The 18,200-nt window shown below is 69.4% G+C and carries 15 protein-coding genes; all 15 read right to left on the reverse strand.

Translation table 11 applies throughout. The annotated features are described in order from the left end of the window. Nucleotides 1-109: 109 nt before the first annotated feature. Nucleotides 110-781 (reverse strand): putative glycoside hydrolase, encoded by a 672-nt coding sequence (locus K8556_RS12085; RefSeq protein WP_223740201.1) that lies wholly within the window; start codon nt 779-781, stop codon nt 110-112. Then, entirely contained in the window at nt 778-1,332 is a 555-nt protein-coding gene (locus K8556_RS12090) for a hypothetical protein (RefSeq protein WP_223740202.1), read from the reverse strand. The genes K8556_RS12085 and K8556_RS12090 overlap by 4 nt, the downstream gene beginning before the upstream one ends. 13 nt (nt 1,333-1,345) lie before the next feature. Then, nucleotides 1,346-4,567: a glycoside hydrolase family 2 TIM barrel-domain containing protein gene (locus K8556_RS12095; protein WP_223740203.1), complete on the reverse strand. Its 3,222-nt coding sequence runs from the start codon at nt 4,565-4,567 to the stop codon at nt 1,346-1,348. Continuing rightward, nucleotides 4,564-5,934 carry a GH1 family beta-glucosidase gene (locus K8556_RS12100; protein ID WP_223740204.1) on the reverse strand — a complete coding sequence of 457 codons (1,371 nt, stop codon included), beginning with the start codon at nt 5,932-5,934 and terminating at the stop codon, nt 4,564-4,566. The genes K8556_RS12095 and K8556_RS12100 overlap by 4 nt, the downstream gene beginning before the upstream one ends. Continuing rightward, complete coding sequence (locus K8556_RS12105; RefSeq protein ID WP_223740205.1) at nt 5,915-6,910, reverse strand: ABC transporter ATP-binding protein; 996 nt, start codon at nt 6,908-6,910, stop codon at nt 5,915-5,917. Before K8556_RS12105 ends, K8556_RS12100 begins: the two co-directional genes overlap by 20 nt. Beyond that, nucleotides 6,907-8,673, reverse strand: coding sequence for a dipeptide/oligopeptide/nickel ABC transporter permease/ATP-binding protein (locus tag K8556_RS12110; protein ID WP_223740206.1), 1,767 nt, complete (start codon nt 8,671-8,673; stop codon nt 6,907-6,909). Before K8556_RS12110 ends, K8556_RS12105 begins: the two co-directional genes overlap by 4 nt. Continuing rightward, nucleotides 8,666-9,649 carry an ABC transporter permease gene (locus tag K8556_RS12115; RefSeq protein WP_223740207.1) on the reverse strand — a complete coding sequence of 328 codons (984 nt, stop codon included), beginning with the start codon at nt 9,647-9,649 and terminating at the stop codon, nt 8,666-8,668. The genes K8556_RS12110 and K8556_RS12115 overlap by 8 nt, the downstream gene beginning before the upstream one ends. A gap of 2 nt (nt 9,650-9,651) precedes the next feature. Further along, nucleotides 9,652-11,295 carry an ABC transporter substrate-binding protein gene (locus tag K8556_RS12120; RefSeq protein WP_223740208.1) on the reverse strand — a complete coding sequence of 548 codons (1,644 nt, stop codon included), beginning with the start codon at nt 11,293-11,295 and terminating at the stop codon, nt 9,652-9,654. Further along, nucleotides 11,292-12,155, reverse strand: a complete 864-nt coding sequence (locus K8556_RS12125; RefSeq protein WP_223740209.1) for a family 16 glycosylhydrolase — start codon at nt 12,153-12,155, stop codon at nt 11,292-11,294. Before K8556_RS12125 ends, K8556_RS12120 begins: the two co-directional genes overlap by 4 nt. After that, nucleotides 12,152-13,378: an ROK family transcriptional regulator gene (locus tag K8556_RS12130; RefSeq protein WP_223740210.1), complete on the reverse strand. Its 1,227-nt coding sequence runs from the start codon at nt 13,376-13,378 to the stop codon at nt 12,152-12,154. Before K8556_RS12130 ends, K8556_RS12125 begins: the two co-directional genes overlap by 4 nt. Nucleotides 13,379-13,426: 48 nt before the next feature. Then, nucleotides 13,427-14,209 (reverse strand): hypothetical protein, encoded by a 783-nt coding sequence (locus tag K8556_RS12135; RefSeq protein WP_223740211.1) that lies wholly within the window; start codon nt 14,207-14,209, stop codon nt 13,427-13,429. A gap of 391 nt (nt 14,210-14,600) precedes the next feature. Next, the gene (locus K8556_RS12140; RefSeq protein ID WP_223740212.1) at nt 14,601-14,828 is read right to left on the reverse strand and encodes a hypothetical protein; all 228 of its coding nucleotides are present in this window, start codon (nt 14,826-14,828) and stop codon (nt 14,601-14,603) included. A 522-nt stretch (nt 14,829-15,350) separates the two neighbouring features. Further along, nucleotides 15,351-15,626 (reverse strand): RHS repeat-associated core domain-containing protein, encoded by a 276-nt coding sequence (locus K8556_RS12145; protein WP_255651642.1) that lies wholly within the window; start codon nt 15,624-15,626, stop codon nt 15,351-15,353. Nucleotides 15,627-16,252: 626 nt separating this feature from the next. After that, nucleotides 16,253-16,621, reverse strand: a complete 369-nt coding sequence (locus K8556_RS12150; protein WP_223740214.1) for a two-component system response regulator — start codon at nt 16,619-16,621, stop codon at nt 16,253-16,255. Between the two features lie 2 nt (nt 16,622-16,623). After that, nucleotides 16,624-18,192 (reverse strand): ATPase domain-containing protein, encoded by a 1,569-nt coding sequence (locus K8556_RS12155; protein ID WP_223740508.1) that lies wholly within the window; start codon nt 18,190-18,192, stop codon nt 16,624-16,626. Nucleotides 18,193-18,200: the final 8 nt, after the last annotated feature.

Below are 18,200 nucleotides of genomic sequence, written 5' to 3' on the forward strand. Positions count from 1 at the left end.
TGAGCGACACCGCACGCGGGGGCGTGACGGCGGCGTCAAGACAAGGCCCGGGCGTTCCGGCTGTCACACGGCGACAGCCGGCCCGCCCTTCCTGGCACTGCGTTCCTGCCTAATCCGCGGTGAAGTACAGGTTGTCCAGCAGGAGGGATTGTCCGGCCGTTCCACCCTCGGCCGCGAAGGTGAACGGGGACGAGACGTCGTTGAGCTTCAGGCCCGCCGCGACGAAGTCCGCCACGGGGATGGCCAGGTGGTGCCACTCACCATCGTTCGCCCAGCCATAGTTGCCGACGGCGAGCGGAGCGCCCTTCTCCGCGGTGCCCGTGCCGCTGCTCATGCCAATCTTCACGTTGGCGAAGGCGGCGTCGGACGACTTCATGCTGACGTGGAGCGTCTTCCAGGTGTCGAAGTTGTGCGTCTGCTTCCAGTGCACGCCAAAGCCCATCCACGGCTTGCCGTTCTGCACGATGCGGTCCGCGGACCTGCCCTCGACGTGGTCCGGATCCGACTCCACGTAGACGGTGTTCTCGTAGAGGTAGAAGTTGGAGTCGACGTTGTCGAGGATGATCTCCTGCGAGCGGCCCGTCTCGTAGAAGATGCCCACCATCAGGCGGGCCTTGCCGGCCTCGTAGGGGAACGGCCCGGGCAGCATCTGCGGGTCCGGCTCCGTCCCTCCGTCGGGGTTCGGGTTACCCGGCAGCTCCTGGCCGGAGTAGTCCGCCGGGCCCGGATCCGGGCGGCAGGCGGCGAGCAGCAGCAACAGGCCCCACGCTGGCTTCTTCATGGCTTCACCGCCCGGTCCGCACCACTGGAGGTCTTCACCATCACCCAGCCGCCCGCCACGGTGCCGCCCAGCTCGACGACGCCCTTGTACGCGGGCGTCACCAGCTCGTAGGCCACCGTGCCGGAGGCGTCGTACGTCACCGCGTCCGGGAAGTTGTCGAGCACGGACTGGTAGGCCTTCACCGCCATCTCGCGCGTCTGCGCCAGGCTGCCCTGGTCCGCCAGGCCCCGCTGGTAGATGGCCGCCAGGTTGAGGGCCACGTAGTACTGCGCTTCGCCATAGGGCCCGTTCGCGAGCACCGTGGCCCACGCGTAGTAGGCCGCCACGGGGTCCGCCCCGGACTGGATCCGCCACTTCGTCTCCGTACCCACCCCCGACATCGCGAAGGGGTTGTTCGGATCCTCCAGCACGGAGGTGTTGGGGTAGATGCCCATGGCCGGGTCGGTGACCGTGAAGGTCATCCCGTCCAGCGGCTTGCCGTAGATGATGGTCGGGTCGTCGTAGCAGCCGGACAGCGCGGCCACGGCGGCCAGCAGGAGACCAGTCCTCATGATGCGTGCTCCCTCAGAGAGAAAGGATGGCATACGCGCCCACCTCGTACTCGCGACCCTTCAGGCCCTCGGTGATGCCCCGCTCGTTGAGGCCCTCCGAGTACTCGTTCAGCATCCGCACCAGCCCGCGCAGACCGAAGCGCGTGGTCACCGCGCCCAGCACCGGCTTCTTCAAGCCGTAGGACAAATCCCCGCCCAACTGCACCGGGTAGGTGAGGTTGAAGACGCGGTGGTAGTCGTACGGACCCCAGTCGTTGAAGCGCAGTTGGGCCGCCAGCAGCAGCGTGTCGTAGAGCGCGGAGCCGTCCAGGCCGAAGCGGTGGATCTGCCGGCTGTCCTCGCCGGAGGACTGCTGGCTGCCCACGTACGCCGTGCCGTACAGGCGCAGGCGCTGGGTGGGGTTGCCCACCAGGCGCAGGGAGGTCTCCCACTCGTCGCGGGCCACCGGCGCGCTGCCGAAGGCGACGGTGCTGCCGTCCGCGAGGATGGCGATGCCCGCGTCGCGGGACGTGGGCTGGTGCCGGTAGACGATGTCCAGGCCCGCGGCGAAGGGCGCGTCCTCGCGCATGTCGCGGTCCCACGACCAGAACCAGGTGCCCGGCGTCGGGTCGAAGGTGATGAGCAGCTCGCCGCCCAGCGTCTCGCGGTTGTCCAGCACGCTGAACGCGTCCACCAGCACGCTGCGCGGCCGCACGCCCGCGTAGTACATGCCCGAGCCCGGGTCGTACGCGTCCGGGATGGTGGGGTTCGGCCCGATGAGGGGCTTCTGGTACAGCACGTTGGGCGACACCTGGAGCGAGCCGAACTGCAACGCGGCGCCCAGTTGGCCCGAGTAGTGGTTGCCGCGGCCGCTCTCGCGCAGGCTCCAGCCGGTGATGATGTTGCCCTGCTCCGGTCCGCTGTCCGCGACGAGGCCGCGGAAGGAGGACTGCACCAGCCAGCGCACCGGCCCCATGTCGTAGGTGAGCCGCGCCTTGGCGCCCAGCGTGTCCAGGAACTGCACCTTGTCCTGGAGCACGTCGTAGCCGCTGTTGAGGTAGCTGGGGCCGCCCTCCGGAGCGGCGCGCGTATAGGTGAACGTCTCGCCAATGCGCTGGGGCGCGGAGAGCAGGCCGCCCACGTCCAGCACCAGCTTGCCGGTGGCGTACTGGAAGTTGAGCGCCGTCCTGCGCGCGATGCGCTCGCGCACCACGGAGGCCGTGGACGACGACGAGCCCTGCGCCAGGTCCTCCTGGTGCACCAGCGTCACGTTCACCGGGCCCACGTTGTCGCGGTACTTCGCCACCACGGAGGGGTTGGCGCCCCAGTACAGCTCCGGCCCCACGGCGACCTTCAGCCCGTCGAGGGCCTTCTTGCCGCTGAACACCACGCCGAAGGGCGCGTTGCCGTGGTAGATGTCCAGGTTCGGCCCGTAGTTCGCCTCGCGGTAGAGGTTGAAGAAGTCACCCTCCTCGCCCCAGTGGTAGTGGCCGGTGCGGTAGTAGCCTTCCAGCGCGAAGTCCGAGCGGTCGAACTTGAACTCCGCCTGGTACAGCGCGAAGCGATCCAACGGCGACTGCTCGCGCGCGGGGGCGCCGGGGCCCACGGGGACCTGTCCCGTGCCGGGCGTGGCGGGCGTGCCTCGGTTCTCGTAGAACAGGTTGTTGAGCCGGTTCTGCGCCACGTTGCCCACGACGTTGAACGACGCGCGGCCGTAGACGCCGCTGGCCGGCTGCAACGCCAGGTCGAAGAAGATGGATTCGGTGTGGTCCGCGGAGTTCTGGTTGGGCCGCACCGTCGCGATGCTCCCGCGTGACAGCGAGCTGTCCAGCAGCAGCCGCAGGTTGGACACCCGCACCGCGCTGAGCTCCTCCGTGCGGGCCAGCGCCACCGACGAGGTGTAGCCGCTGGTGAGCGCGGACGGACGGATGCCCGCGAAGTAGTCGCGGATGACGTCCGGGTTGGTGGTGGGCGCGTACGGGTCCAGGCGGAACACGGCCTGGAGGACGTAGTAGGCGGTGCGCGGCTGGATGCCGCTGATGCCGTTGGAGTCCGGCGGGCCCAGGGCCGCGATGCCGAACCACTCCTCGTTCATGTTGTTCTGGCCGGGGACGAAGTCGGCCGCGTAGCCGCCGTTGGGCCACGTCGCGGTGGTGTCGTGGATGGACAGGTTGGACTCCTGGCCGTGCTTCCACCAGCCGTCCACCCACTGGAACACGAAGCCGCCCAGGGCCGTGCCGGACAGGCCCTGGCCGTAGCCCTCCAGGTAGATCTGCTCCCACTGCGTGCGCAGGTACTCCGCCTGCGCCACGTGGTCCTCGCGGCCCGCGCGGGCGTCGTAGGCGTCCGCGCCGAACTCGCTGAAGAACACCGGCTTGTTGAGCTTGGCCTTCACCTCCGCGAACAGGTCGCGCGCGGTGGGGCCGCGGTAGACGTTCGTGCCCAGCACGTCCAGGTCCTGGCAGTGCTTCGCGATGAGGTCGATGTACTGGAGGTCGCCGTTGGCGATGGACACCGGGTGGTTCGTGTCCCGCTTCTTCACCGTGCGGGCCGCCTCGCCATAGAGCGTGTAGAGCGACTCCGCGCGCGCGGCGTCCTCCTGGCCCGGCAGGGCTTCGATCTCGAACGACGTCCAGTGCAGGCCGTAGTTGTTCTCGTTGCCCAACAGCCACATGAGCACGCCGGGCACGTCCCGGTAGAGCTCCACCTTCTCGGCCAGCGCGCCGAGGATGGCCTTGCGGTGCTCCGGGTTCGAGTAGTCGATGTTGGCGACCATGACCCCGTTCACCGGGTGGCCATAGCGCCCCATCAGCGGGTTGAGCAGCGTATGGATGCCGTAGTTCCGGTAGATGTATTCGACCCAGACGGGCGGGATGTCGTCGAACTGGCGGATGGCGTTGAAGCCCGCGTCGCGGAGCATACCCATCTCCTTCGCCAGCACCTGCTTGATGAAGTCCTCCGGCTGCGTCCAGAGCGAGTACCGGTAGTTCTCACCGATGGGCGTGTAGCCCCAGTTCACGCCGTGGACGGGGAAGTCCTTGCCGTCCACCTGGAGCTTGAAGCCGCGCTCGTCCTGGATGACCCGCGTCACCGTCGTGCGCTTCGCGTCCGAAGGCGCGGCGGCGTCCACGGGGCCCGCGGAGGGAGGCTGCGCGGCGGGCGGCGACTGGAGGGGGGAGCCCGCTCCGGACACCTGGGCCCACGCCTGGGTGCCGCCGCACAACGCCAGACACGTCGTCAGGAAGAGCTTCTTCAAGCGGCCTGCTCCACGTCCAGGCCGTTCTGGGCCACGACGTCGCGATAGAGATGGGCGCTGTCCTTCGGGATGCGCTGCTGGGTGGCGTAGTCCACCCACACCAGGCCGAAGCGCTTGGTGTACCCGTAGGCCCACTCGAAGTTGTCCAGCAGCGACCACGCGAAATAGCCCGCCAGGTTCACGCCCTGCGCGATGGCGTCACCGCACGCCTCCAGGTGCCCGCGCAGGTACTCCACGCGCTGCACGTCGTGCACGCGGCCGTCCGCGCCGGGGGCGGTGGAGTACGCGCAGCCGTTCTCCGTGATGTAGATGGGGCCCGGCTTGTATTCCTTCTCCAGATGCACCAGCAGGCGCGTGAGGGAGGCCGGGCACACCTCCCAGTCCATGTCCGTCTTGTCCGGGCGCACGAACACGGTGCGGGGCGCGTTCTGCTCCTCCGGGATGCGGTTGCTGCGCAGGACGGCGCGCGAATAGAAGTTCACGCCCAGGAAGTCGGTGGGCGTGGCGATGGTCTCCAGGTCGCCCGGCTGGATGAAGTCCAGGTGCGGGGACGCGACGCGGCCCGCCTTCACGTGGTCCTCCATCACGTCCTTCGGGTAGCCCCGGCCGTAGAGCGGCTCCAGGAACCAGCGGTTGAAGCCACCGTCGAAGTCGCGGGTCGCGTCCGCGTCCTCCGGGCTGGGCGACGCGGGCTCGCCGGGCGTGAGGTTGAGGGTGATGCCCACCTCCGCGTGCTTCACGTTGGCGCGCAGCACCTTCACCGCGTTGCCGTGCGACACCAGCAGCGTGTGCGCCGCGGCCAGCATCTTGTTCCAGTCCTTGTGGCCCGGGGCGTGCTCGCCGTTGCCATAGCCCAGGTAGCTGATGCACCAGGGCTCGTTGTGGGTGATCCACCGCTTCACGCGGTCGCCCAGGGCGCGGCTGATGACGTCCGCGTACTCCACGAAGGCGTCGCCGGTGGCGCGCGCGGGCCAGCCGCCCTGGTCCTCCAGCACCTGCGGCAGGTCCCAGTGGTAGAGCGTGACGAAGGGCTCGATGCCCGCGCCCAGCAGCGAGTCCACCAGGCGCGAGTAGAAGTCCACGCCCGGGGCGTTCACCCGGCCCCGGCCCTCCGGGAGGATGCGCGGCCACGCGATGGAGAAGCGGTAGGACTTCAGCCCCATCCAGCGCATCAGTTCGATGTCCTCCGGCCAGCGGCGGTAGTGCTCACAGGCCACCGAGCCGTCGGACTTGTCTTGGATCTTCCCCGGGGTGGCGGCGAAGCGGTCCCAGATGGACTCGCCCCGGCCGTCCACGCGGGTGGCACCTTCGATCTGGTACGCGGAGGTGGCCACTCCCCAAAGGAAGTCAGGAGGAAACTGACGCATCGGCGGTAACTCCTTTCGGAACTTCAAGGTGGCAGCGGACGAGGTGATTCGCGGCCGGCAGGACGTCGGGAGGCGTGAGGGTGGAGCAGCGCGGCTCGGACACCGGACAGCGCGGAGCGAAGGGGCAGCCCACGAGCGGCGCGGGGCCCGTGGCGGGGCGCACCGGCAGCGCGGCCTGGAGGAAGTCGTCCCCATCCGGCACCGCGGACAGGAGCAGCTTCGTGTACGGGTGGCGCGGCTGGCGCAGCACCTCGTCCGCCCTGCCCGCCTCCACCACCGTGCCCGCATAGAGCACGAGGATGCGGTCCGCCAGGTGCCGCGCGCTCGCCAGGTCGTGGGTGATGAACAGGATGCCGATGCCGCGCTCCTGCGTGAGGCCGCGGAGCAGTTGCAGCACGCCCTTGCGCGTGGACACGTCCAGCATGGACGTGGGCTCGTCCGCGATGATGACCTGCGGCTCCACCGCCAGGGCGCGCGCCACCGCCACGCGCTGGCGCTGGCCGCCGGACAGCTCATGCGGGTAGCGCTTCGCGAAGGCCTCCGCGGGCGTCAGGCCCACGGACTCCAGCAGCGACAGCACCCGCGTGCGAAGGCCGGACTTCGGCACCCGGCCGTGGCGCACCAGCGGGCGCTCCAGGTGATAGGCCACCGTGTGCACGGGGTTGAGGGACGCGAACGGATCCTGGAACACCATCTGCACCCGGCCGCGGTAGTCGAGCGACGCCTGCGCGCCGCCGTCCGCCAGCACGTCGCGTCCGGCGAGCCGCAGTTGCCCCGCGTCCGGCATGTCCAGCCGGGCCAGGAGCCGCGCCAGCGTGGACTTGCCGCTGCCGGACTCGCCCACCAGCGCGACGATCTCCCCCGGCTGGAGGGAGAAGGACACGCCCTTGAGGATGGGCTTGCGCTCGCGGGAGAAGAAGCCGCCCGCCAGGTAGCTGCGGGTGAGGCCCTCCGCCTCCAGGAGGGGCGCGCTCATCGGTGACCTCCGGGGATGGCGGCGACGCGCGTGGACGGCCGGGACACGGACAGCTCCGGCGCCTGCTGGACCGGCGGCGGCGCGGCGTCCTTCGCGGACAGGTGCGGGAACGAGGACAGCAGGAGCTGCGTGTACGGGTGGCGGGCTCCGGCGCGCAGGTTCGCGGACGTGTCCACCTCCACCAGCTTTCCGCCCTGGAGCACGCCCACGCGGTCCGACAGCGCGAGCAGGAGCGGCAGGTCATGCGTGATGAAGAGCATGGCGAAGCCCAGCCGCTGCTTGAGCTCCACCATGCGCTGGAGCAGCTCCTTCTGCACCACGACGTCCAGCGCCGTGGTGGGCTCGTCCATGATGACCAGCCGGGGCTCCAGGGCCAGCGCCAGCGCGATGCCCACGCGCTGCCGCATGCCGCCGGAGAGCTGGTGCGGCCACGCCGTCACCAGGTCCGGTGAAAGGCCCACCATGCCCAGCAGCTCCCGCGCGCGGGCGTAGGACGCGGCGCGCGACACGCGGCCGTGCGCCGCGAGCGTGTCGTGGAACTGCTCGCCCAGCGTGAGCACCGGGTTGAGCGCGCTCATGGCGCTCTGGAACACCATGGACACCTGACGCCAGCGGAACGCGCGCAGGGCCGGGCCCTCCAGCGCGGTGACGTCCATGCCGTTGAAGAGGATGCGCCCCTGCGTGACACGCGCGGAGGCAGGCAACAGGCCCAGCAGCGCGGAGCCGATGGTGGACTTGCCGCTGCCGGACTCCCCCGCCAGACCGAACACCTCGCCCGGCGCCACGTCGAAGGACACCGAGTCCACCACGCGCGAAGCGCCCTTCTCCGTCGCGTAGTCGATGCACAGGTCCTGAACGCGCAAGAGCACGCCCGGCACCGGCTTCTCCAGGTGCGCGCGCGGAGCGGTGCTCGCGGGCAGCGCCGCCGGCTTGTGCACGCGCAGCGCGGGGTTGGTCATCTCGTCGATAGCGGAGCTGACCAGCGTGAGCGCGAAGCCCACGAGCGCGATGCACAGGCCCGTGGGGACGAAGATCCACCAGGAGCGCGTGAGCAGCGCCGCGTCGTTGGCGGCCCAGTAGAGGTTGGTGCCCCACGTCACCGCGCTCACGTCGCCCAGGCCCAGGAACTCCAGGCCCACCTGCGCGCCCACGGCATAGAGCGTGTTCCCGATGAACGACGAGCCCAAGAGCGACGCCATGTTGGGCAACAGCTCCCGCGACACGATGCGCGAGTGGCTCTCCCCCGCCACCACCGCGGCGGACACGAAGTCGCGCCCGCGCAGCGCCAGGGACTCCGCGCGGAACACGCGCGCGTTCCAGGCCCAGCCGGCCACGGTCAGCACCGCCACCATGCGCAGCGGGCCGGACGGCAGGTACGCGCCCAGCACGATGGCCAGCGGCATGCCGGGGATGACGAGGAACACGTTGGTGGTGAGCGACAGCACGTCGTCCACGCGGCGGCCCAGGTAGCCGGAGGTGATGCCCACCAGCGCGCCAATCAGCGTCACGAGCGCGCCCACCGCGAAGCCCACCGCCAGCGTCTCGCGCGCGCCCACCACCGTCTGCGCGAGCACGTCCTGCCCCTGACCGGTGGTGCCGAACCAGTGCGCCGCGTTGGGCGGCTGGTGCGGCCGGCCCACGAGCTCCGTGGGGTCCATCACGAAGAAGGGCCCCACCACCGCGAGCAGGAGGAAGAACAGGAGCAGGCCTCCGCCCACCGCCGCCTTCCGGTGGCGGGCGAGCCTTCGCAGGAAGTCACGCATGGGCGCGGGTCCTCGGATCCAGCCAGAGGCAGAGGAGGTCCACGGCGAAGTTCGCCGCGAGCACCGCCAGGGTGATGACCAGGAAGAGCCCCTGCATCAGCGGGTAGTCCTGGTTGCGCACGGCGAGGATGAGCAGGTAGCCCGTGCCCGGGTAGGAGAAGACGATCTCCGTGAGCAGCGAGCCGGACAGCACGAAGCCCACCGCCATGCCGAAGCTGGTGACGTTGGGCAGCAGCGCGTTGCGGGCCGCGTAGCGCAGCATCACCTGCCGGGGCGGCAGGCCGCGCGCGTGCGCCAGCCGGATGGAGTCCGTGCCCAGGGTGGCCACCATCGTGTTGCGCATGCCCAGCATCCACCCGCCCAGCGTGGCCACCACGATGGAGGACGCGGGCAGCACCGCGTGGCGGGCCACGTCCGCGGCGAACGCGAACGACAGCCCGGGCTCCATGTCGTGCCCGTACGCGTGGCGCAGCGGGAACCACCCCAGCACGAAGCCGAAGAGGTACAGCGCCAGCATGGCCAGCCAGAAGTACGGGAAGGCCCCCAGGAACGCGAGCGCCGGAGCCAGCCCCGAGTCCAGCCACCCTCCCCGGTTCCACGCGGCGAGCACGCCCAGGAAGGACCCGACGACGAAGCTGATGACGACCGCCACGCCGGCCAGCCCCACCGTCCACATCAGGCCCGTGCCGATGACCTCCGACACGCGCGCGGGGAAGTAGGCGTAGGACATGCCCAGGTCGCCCTGCACCAGGTGCTTCAGGTAGGTGAAGTACTGGGCGTAGAGCGGCGCGTCCGTGAAGCCGAAGGCGGCCTTCAGCGCGCCCATGGCCTCCGGGGCCACCTTGCCCTCGAAGCGCGCGAACATGGCCGCGGCCGGGTCGCCGGGGGCCAGGCGCGGGATCACGAAGTTGAGCGTGAGCGAGGCCCACGCGGCGATGAGGTAGAAGCCCAGTCGCCGGAGGATGTAGCGGCCCATGGTCAGCGCTCCCTCGGGGACAGCCGCGTCAGCACCAGCAGGCTGTCGGGCTCCGCGTGCGGCGCGAGCCGCGCGTAGGGGTCCTGCTCGGTGGGGAAGCCCGTGAAGCGCGAGGAGTTGGACTCGCCCCAGGACGGGTTGGGGAACAGCGGAATCGCGGGCGCGGTGGCGGAGAAGCGCTGCTGCACCTGGGACATCAGCGCGTGCTGCTCCTCCGGCGTGCCGGCGCGCTCGAAGCGCACGAGCAGCTCATCCGCCTGCGCGTCACCCATGCGGTGCCAGTTGGCCGCGGCCACCTCGCCCACCGGCCGCACCGTGCGCGGCGACAGCAGCCACTTGTAGAAGTTGTACGGCGTGGGGCCGTCCAGCGACCAGGAGATGGCCAACTGGAACTCGCCCTTCTGCAGGCGCGTGAACCAGGTGCCGAACTCGTACGTCTTGAGCGTCACGCCGATGCCCAGCTTGCGCAGGTCGCGGCCCACCACCTGCCCCGCCCGCACCCAGTCCGACCACCCGCTCACGACCTCCAGGTCCATCGTGAAGGGCTGCCCGTCCTTCAGGCGCCGCAGGCCATCCGCGCCGCGCGTGAGCCCCACCTCGTCCAGGAGCTTGTTGGCCGCGTCCAGGTCGTGGCGCGTCCACGTGTCCTTCGCCACCTCCGCGTCCTTCCAGCCGGTGTACGCGTCGTTGAGGGCGGTGGCGTCCGCGGGGCGGGTGTAGCCATACATGGCCACCTCCACCAGCCGGTCGCGGTCCAGCGCCATGCTCAGCGCCTTGCGCACGCGCACGTCGTCCAGCGGCGGGCGCGTGGTGTTGGGGTAGAGGAAGACGGTGCTGCCGTAGAGCGGGAACCAGCGCGCGTGGTGCGCGGGGTCCCGCGACACGAAGGTGCGGTCCACCGCCGGCACGAAGTTGCCCGCCCAGTCCACCTCCCCCTCCACCAGCGCCATGTTGGCCTGGTCGTTGGTGGGGAACGCGAGGAAGCGCAGCGCGGACACCGCGGGCCTGCCGGGCTGCCAGTAGTGCGGGTTCCTGCCCAGCTCGTAGACCTGGTTGCGGAACAGCGTCACCTGGGTGAAGGGCCCGGTGGCCACCGGCTCCGGGTTGGTGAACGTCACCGGGTCCGCGACGTCCTTCCACACGTGCTGGGGCACGATGATCTGGTGCGCCAGGTCGCTGAAGCCCGGCAGGTACACGCGCGAGAAGCTGAAGGCGACGGTGCCCTTGCCTTCCGCCTTCACGTCCGTGAGGAAGCGCCACACGCCGCCAGCGTCCAGCGCCGGGTGCTGCTTGAGCAGGCCGAAGGTGAAGACGACGTCGTCCGCGGTGAAAGGCTTTCCGTCGGACCAGAGGACGCCGTCGCGCAGGGTGAAGCGCAGCGTGCGCTGATCCTCGGACCACGCGTGGCCGGTGGCGAGCCACGGCACCCACTGGCCCTGCGCGGAGCTGAAGATCTCCATGCACTCGTACACGCCCGCCCGGGTGGGCCAGCGCGCACCGGCGCCCGCGAACAGCGGGTTGAAGTTGCGCACCCACGCGCTCTGCTGCTCCACGGAGACGAAGAGCACGCCCGGCGGCCGGGGGCGCGGCTCGGACGAGCACGCCACCAGCAGCGCCAGCGGCAGGAGCGCGCGGGCGAACCTCACTGCGCGGCCCTCTCGTAGACGCGCACGTAGTCCACCTTCATCGTCTGCGGGAACACCGTCTTGGCGTCCGGCGGCCCCACGAACGAGCCGCCCACCGCGACGTTCAGGATGATGAAGTGCGGATGGTCGTAGACCCACTTGCGGCCGGCGGGCAGGCTCTTGGGGGTGACCTCGAAGAAGACGGTGTCGTCCACGATGAAGCGCAGGAGCTCCGGCTCCCACTCCACCGCGTAGAGGTGGAAGTCTTCAGCGAGCGGCGGTCCGGAGACGGCGTGCTGGCGGCCGATGTTCGAGCCACCCGAGTAGCCCGGCCCGTGCACCGCGCTGCTCACCACGGAGGGGATCTGCCCCTTGTGCTCCATGATGTCGATCTCGCCGCACTCCGGCCAACCGACGGAGTCCACGTCCGCGCCCAGCAGCCAGAACGCCGGCCAGATGCCCCGGCCCGTGGGCAGCTTGATGCGCGCCTCGACGCGGCCGTAGGCCTTGGCGTAGCGGTTCTTCGTCGTGAGGCGCGCGGACGTGTAGTCGTTGTTGCCGTAGCGCTCCCGGCGCGCGGTGATGGCCAGGTGGCCCTCTCCGTCCAGCGACGCGTTCTCCGCCCGCGCGGTGTTGAACTCGTACTGGCCGTTGCCCCACCCGTCCCCGCCCACGTCCGGGACCCAGCGCTCCTTCGCGGGCAGCGCGCCCGCCGGCCCGTCGAACTCGTCCTGCCAGACGATCTCCCAGCCCGTGCCCGGCTGCTCCGTTACGGGCTTGGGTTGCTCGCTTTGCTTGTTATCCAGACCTGCTGCCGGATCACACGAAGCCATTCCCAGGCCCGAGAGGGCCAGGGCGAGGACGAGACGGCGCGAAGTCATGCACTTCTCCCGACGGACTGCGTGGGAAAGAGGGAGCGGTCGCGCAGCGCCGCCTGGAGCACGAGGGTGGCCGCGCCCACGGCGATGGCCCGCTCCCCCAGCGTCGACGTGACGATGCGCGTCTCCGCCATGGAGACGGACAGGGCGCGCTGCCGCACGGACGCGCGCAAGGGGTCGAGCAGCATCTCGCCCACGGAGGAGATCTCCCCGCCCAGCACGACGATGGCGGGGTTGAGCAGGTTGAGCAGGCCGCCCACGGCGATGCCCAGGTAGGCGCCCATGCCGTCGATGATCTGCTTCGCGGCGGCGTCGCCCGTGCGGGCGCCCTCCACCAGGTCGCGCACGGTGGGGCCCTTGCGGCCGCGGGTGCCCATGAGCTCGCGCGCGCGCTCCGTGAGCGCCGTGGAGCCGATGAGCGTGACGAGGCAGCCCCTGAGGCCGCAGACGCAGAGCGGCCCGTTGGAGTCCACCGGGATGTGGCCGATCTCACCGGCCGTTCCGCCAGCGCCCCGGTACACGTCGCCGTGGATGATGTGACCGGCGCCGATACCGGTGGCCAGCTTGATGTACGTGAGGTCCTCGCCGTTGGCGCCCGCGCCCCAGAAGCACTCCGACAGCGCGCCGAGGTTCGCGTCGTTGTCCACGAACACCGGCATGTCGAAGGTGGTCTCGAACCACTCCTTCACGTCCACGTGCTTCCACGCGGGGAGGATGAGGGGGGACATCTTGCCGGGGGACGCCGGGTGCACGGGGCTGGGCACGGCCACCCCCATTCCGACCACGGAGCGGCGCGGGACGCGCTCGGCGTCCAGGCACTCCTGGACCAGCTCCTTCGCCTTCTGCAGCGACCCTTCCGGATCGCCGCGCACCGCGTGGCTCGCCTTGCTCTGCGTGCGCACGCGGCCGCGGAGGTCCGTGAGGACGACGGTGACGTGGGAGGCGCCCAGCTCGACGCCCACCAGGCTGAACGCCTCATCGCAGAAGCCGATGAGGGTGGGACGGCGGCCCCCGCGGGAGACCCCGGCGCCGATGCTGCGCACCAGGCCCGCCTGCTCCAGGTCCGCGACGATGGCGGAGACGGTCGACGGGCTGAGCTCCGTGCGCCGGGCGATCTCCGCCCGGGAGATCTGACGCTCGCGCCAGATCATGTTCAGCAGCAGGCCGCTGTTCTGCGCGCGCATGCCCGCCGCATCGACCGTCAACACCGCCGTTCCCGCTTTCATCGTCCGCTCACGTTCCTGGTTTGGCGCACCGGGCGCTCAAGTTGGGGGTCACTGCCACTGGATGTCGTCGATGTAGAACACGAACGGCTCTTCGAGGCCTCCAGCGGACCAGCCGAAGCCCGCCGCCACGTCGGCGTAGCGGATCTTGCTGATATCCAGCGTGTACTTCGTGGGCGCCGTGGTCAGGACCGCCTGGGGGCTGAGCTTCACCTCGAAGCCATCGCGGGAGTTCGGGCCGTAGCCCACGAAGAAGTCCACGGTCTCTCCGCCCTTCTCGCTCCACGCGTAGAAGGTCACGGCCTTCGCGCCGTCCGGCACCAGGAAGCCCGGCTTCGGGGGCGTATCCTTGCTCCAGTTGCCTTCCGGGTACTGCCAGAAGACGCCCGCCCAGCCATTGCCACCCTTCTTGTAGGTGAACTTGTGGCATGCCCCCAGGCCCGAGCCCGGCCGGGGCGTGGCGCAGACCGGCTCGTCGACCAGCAGGCCCTCGGTCGAGCCATCCCCCATGTAGCCGCTGGCCGCCCAGGTGCCGTCCACCGCCAGGGGCAGCGTCGTCTGGGTGCCCGCGTCGGTGGTGGTGCCGGCGTCCGTCTCCGAGCCCGCGTCGGTGGTGGTGCCCGCGTCCGTCTCCGAGCCCGCGTCAGTGTTCGTCCCGGCGTCCGTGTTGCTGCCCGCGTCGGTGTTGGTGCCGGAGTCCGGCTTGTTGGTGCCGGCGTCATTCTGGGTGCCAGGCGTGGGGTCGTCCTCGGGGTCACAGGCGCCAACGAGCCCCGCCGTCGCGAAAACTCCAACGGCCGCCAACGTCCACGCGAAACGCTTGGTGCGAAGCATGAATCCCCTCCAGGGTGTCTTGCTGGGATGACTTCGTTCTTACGGCGAAGAAATCGAAACCTGCTGAAATCCGTCGCCCGAATGCCGCGTCGCGTCACCCATGCTGCTACACACCAGAGGAGAAACCGCCGTCTCCCGCCGCTGGGGCCCCTGCCACCTGGAGCCGCCCCGCGTCCCCGCCCACCGCGAACATGCGAGTTCGTTCGATTGACGAAGAAATACCAGCCCCCTTTACCCATTTGCAAGCAGCCGAGAACGCGCTCCGCGCGCTCAAGCGGTTGATGCAGCGCGCCGTGCGGGGTGCCTGGACCGCACCGCGCCAGGATGCGCGGGGTCGAGCCTCACAGCGGAACGGCCAGTAGAGCCGCCCTTCACAGCCCCAGGCGCACGCCTACGCCGACATGATCATCCAGTACCGATGGACGAGTTGGAAGCAGCCTTGCCCGCACCAAAGGAACATCAGAGGCAATGCCCAGATGACTCCCCGCTGCAGCCACCACTTGGCCAGAAGAAAATAGCCGGGCCAGAACAGCAGACCGCCTACAACGAAGAGTTTGGAGTCGAGGGTGACGGCCGCTCCGCCCACCAAAATGGCGACTGGGGACAACAGGAGAGCCATGAGGACGTCGCCCGCCGCCGGTGCTGGCCCTGGGGCAACAAAGTCGCCCAACAACCCGAGAGCAGCGCCAGCAAGCGTGCACATGGCAAGCCCGCCCCAGCGGGTTCGAAGCGACGCTCCGTCATTTGACCGCGTCACGTCATCGCTCCCCTCGCCTGAGGCAGCGGTCGGGAACTCTCCCCCGACCGCGACACCCTCACGATACCCCTGTCAGTAGAATTTGGGTCCAAGGATCCGCGCCCAGATGGGCGTGGGGTCTGGGAGCTGCGGGGTATTCCCATACAACCAATAGGGAATGACATCGTAAACGAAATGGCCGAAGCCATCGATCCCATTAGGACCGGAATAGTTGTACGTCCCGTAGTTCAGGGGGTCCGTCACCAACTCGCCATCCTTGTATACGGCCTCGCACTTCCCGTCCGGAGAAACCCACTTCTCGTTCCGCTCATTGCCAGAACCAAAGCGGTGATACATTGATTTCGCGTCAGACAGAAGCTCCCAGTTATTTGCCGCGAGGCTACCCTAGGGGACGGTCTGATTGTTTGCATTGCGCCCATAGTGCTGTCTCAAGAACCCAGCCAGATACGAAACGGGGCTCAAGCCGATAGGCTCGTTTCCGTTCGGGTCCACGTAAAACATTGGACTGCTCAAGGCGTAGGCATACGCAGGAAGCGCTGAGGGTCCCCGGCCCAACATCGGTTCCGGCTGGAGGTACCTGCCAATGCTCGGGTCGTAGTAGCGGTTCCAGTTCTCGAAGAGGTCCGTCTCCGCGTCGTAGTAGTGGCCCATGAAGCGCAGGGGCGTCCAGAAGGGCTGCGCGCCCGTCTAGTAGCGCTGGTATTCGAAGCTCTCCAGCGCCGCTCCCATGGACGTATTCGGTCCGGAGCTATCAGGTGGGCCCGCGGAGATATGCACCCGTCTCCGACGGAGAAGAATGCTTGAAGGAAAGAGGGAGTTCAGCCGCGTGAGGGCGCTGCGGCGCCCTTCCAATCCGCAGGGGGAACACAGACGCGGGCGCTGGCTCCGGGATGCACCCGCGAGCACTTCCACTGCGCCGGACACTGGGATTCGCCGACGCATGTCTGGCTACAGAAATAACCCTCGTCGTGCAGTCCTCGCCGACATCAGTCGAGGCGTTCTCCGGCAGCTCCGTGCGGTGCTCGGCCAGGACTGGCGAGGGTTCGATGGTCGGGGCCGGCGACTCCGCGGAGCAGGCCAGGACGCCCGCCAACAGCCCTCCCAGGAGCCAGGAGGACCGGAGACACACACACCAGAGAGATTTCAAGACGCCTTCCCAGTCGATGACGGACGTGAGGGCGCCAATGATTGAAGTGTCCCCCAGTGAACACGGCGGCATTGATTGCCCATGACCTGGATGTCAAGGTCACGGACCACGTCTGCCTGCAATCCCTGGCAGGCGGACCTCAGTGCGTGAGCGGCGGTGGACCGCCCAGGCGCCGGACGATGGCGAGCAGTTGCTCGATGTCGAAGGGCTTGGGCAGGAAGCCCGCGCACGGCAGGTGCTGCCAGAAGTCCGGCGGGCTCGCGCTCATCATCACCACCGGGACGTCGCGCAAGGCCGGGTCCTTCTGCATCGACTCCAGCACCCCGGGCCCGTTGAGCACCGGCATCATGTAGTCGAGCAACACCAACGACGGACGCTCCTGGCGCATCCGCTCCAGGGCCTCGCGGCCGTTGAGCGCCGTGGCCGTGCGGTAGCCCTCGTCGGACAAGAGGTCCCGGACGGCCTCCACGATGCCGAACTCGTCGTCGACGATGAGGACGGGCCCCATGGTCACGTGCCTCGATGCTTGCGGACGTTCCGGCGCGACTTGGTCGGGGTCGCCCTGGCGGCGGACGTGGTGCCCGCGCGCGGCTTGCGGCGAGGCTTCGGCAACGGGGTCGGCTCCGGAGTCCGCGTGCGCGCGAGCCCCGTCATCAACATCTGCCCTTCCGCGAAGGGCTCGCCGACCTTGATCCCCTTGCCCGTGATCTCCAGCTCGCGCAGGGCGGGATCGTAGGCGCTGTTGCGCACCTTGAGCGCCGCGATGAAGCGGCGCAGCCCGGAGTGCAGCTCCACCATGCGCAGGAACAGGATGTTCTCCGCCACCATGGAGATGCCCTTGAGCGGGAACTTCACCTCGGGGCCGAACGCGGCGGTCGCCTCCGCCGAGTAGAGGAGCGTCACCTCGCGCACCCGGCACTCGTTGACGAGCGCCGCCAGGAAGCGGGCCACCCGCGCACGCCGCGTGGAGGCCCGGCGGAGCGCCTCGTAGCCGTCCAGGAAGATGCGGCGCACCCGGCCACTGCGGACGATGGTCAACAGCTCCATGCCCAGCTTGTCGAGGATGTTCTCCGTGGGCGGCCGGAAGCTCACCTCCAGGTCCCCGCGCTCCATCAGGGGTTGCAGGTGCAGCCCCACGCCCGCCGCCTGCGCGAGCATCCGCTCCGGCGCGTCGTAGAAGGCGAAGTAGTGGCTGCGCTCCCCCTGACGCGCGCCTTCCGCCAGGAAGCTCAGGCCCAGCAGCGTCTTGCCGCTGCCCGGCGGCCCCAGGAGGATGGTCGTGGAGCCCGCGGGCACGCCGCCCTTGAGCATCATGTCCAGGCCGGCAATGCCAAAGGCGTCACGCTCCCGCGTCCCCGCCCCGGGCACCAGGTTGCCGTCCACCAGGGACTCCAGGCGGGGATAGACGGTGAGCCCGTCGCCGGTGATCTCGAAGCCGTGCTGCCCCAGCTTGTACGCGCTGCCCCGGAACTTGCGCACGCTCAGCTCGCGCAGGGTGCGCACCCCGAAGATCCGCTGCTGGAGCACCAGCAGGCCATCCACCATGGTGTGCTCCGCGCGCAGGCCCTTTTCGCCCCCGGTGGTGAGCACGATGGTGGTGCAGCCGATGAGGCCCGTCACGACCTGGAGGCCGTGGATGAACTTCTTGAGCGCCTGCCGCGACGGCGCCAGCTCCTCCGCCGCCAGCAGTCCATCCAGCACGAGCAGCGAGGCCTTGTGCGCCTTGATCTCCTTGCGCACCAGCTCCGCGAGCGCGTCCAGCCCGCCCTGCTCCAGCACGGTGAAGGCGCTCAGGTAGCTGATCTTCCCCGGCACGCAGGACGGGTCGAAGAACGACAGCGTCTGCAGGTTGCTCACCAGCTCGGTGTGCGACTCGGCCAGGAGCGTGAGGTAGAGGACGCGGTGGCCCTGGGCCGCCTGCTGGAAGCAGATCTGGTTGGCCAGGATGGTCTTGCCCGCGCCAGGCAGGCCCAGGACCATGTACATGCGGCCCTTGCGCAGGCCGCCGCACAGGACGGTGTCCAGGCCGGGAATGCCCGTGGCCACCCGCTGCTCTTCACGTGCACCGCCCGGCGTCATCACGCGCT

Source organism: Corallococcus sp. AS-1-12 (genome assembly GCF_020036995.1).
Classification (GTDB): domain Bacteria; phylum Myxococcota; class Myxococcia; order Myxococcales; family Myxococcaceae; genus Corallococcus.

Coding starts and splice junctions, on each gene's coding strand:
- K8556_RS12105 (WP_223740205.1), bottom strand. CDS start 6,910: ATGAGCGCGCCCCTCCTGGAGGCGGAGGGCCTCACCCGCAGCTACCTG.
- K8556_RS12140 (WP_223740212.1), bottom strand. CDS start 14,828: ATGGCTCTCCTGTTGTCCCCAGTCGCCATTTTGGTGGGCGGAGCGGCC.
- K8556_RS12135 (WP_223740211.1), bottom strand. CDS start 14,209: ATGCTTCGCACCAAGCGTTTCGCGTGGACGTTGGCGGCCGTTGGAGTT.
- K8556_RS12100 (WP_223740204.1), bottom strand. CDS start 5,934: ATGCGTCAGTTTCCTCCTGACTTCCTTTGGGGAGTGGCCACCTCCGCG.
- K8556_RS12085 (WP_223740201.1), bottom strand. CDS start 781: ATGAAGAAGCCAGCGTGGGGCCTGTTGCTGCTGCTCGCCGCCTGCCGC.
- K8556_RS12155 (WP_223740508.1), bottom strand. CDS start 18,192: ATGACGCCGGGCGGTGCACGTGAAGAGCAGCGGGTGGCCACGGGCATT.
- K8556_RS12150 (WP_223740214.1), bottom strand. CDS start 16,621: ATGGGGCCCGTCCTCATCGTCGACGACGAGTTCGGCATCGTGGAGGCC.
- K8556_RS12130 (WP_223740210.1), bottom strand. CDS start 13,378: ATGAAAGCGGGAACGGCGGTGTTGACGGTCGATGCGGCGGGCATGCGC.
- K8556_RS12090 (WP_223740202.1), bottom strand. CDS start 1,332: ATGAGGACTGGTCTCCTGCTGGCCGCCGTGGCCGCGCTGTCCGGCTGC.
- K8556_RS12110 (WP_223740206.1), bottom strand. CDS start 8,673: ATGCGTGACTTCCTGCGAAGGCTCGCCCGCCACCGGAAGGCGGCGGTG.
- K8556_RS12115 (WP_223740207.1), bottom strand. CDS start 9,649: ATGGGCCGCTACATCCTCCGGCGACTGGGCTTCTACCTCATCGCCGCG.
- K8556_RS12125 (WP_223740209.1), bottom strand. CDS start 12,155: ATGACTTCGCGCCGTCTCGTCCTCGCCCTGGCCCTCTCGGGCCTGGGA.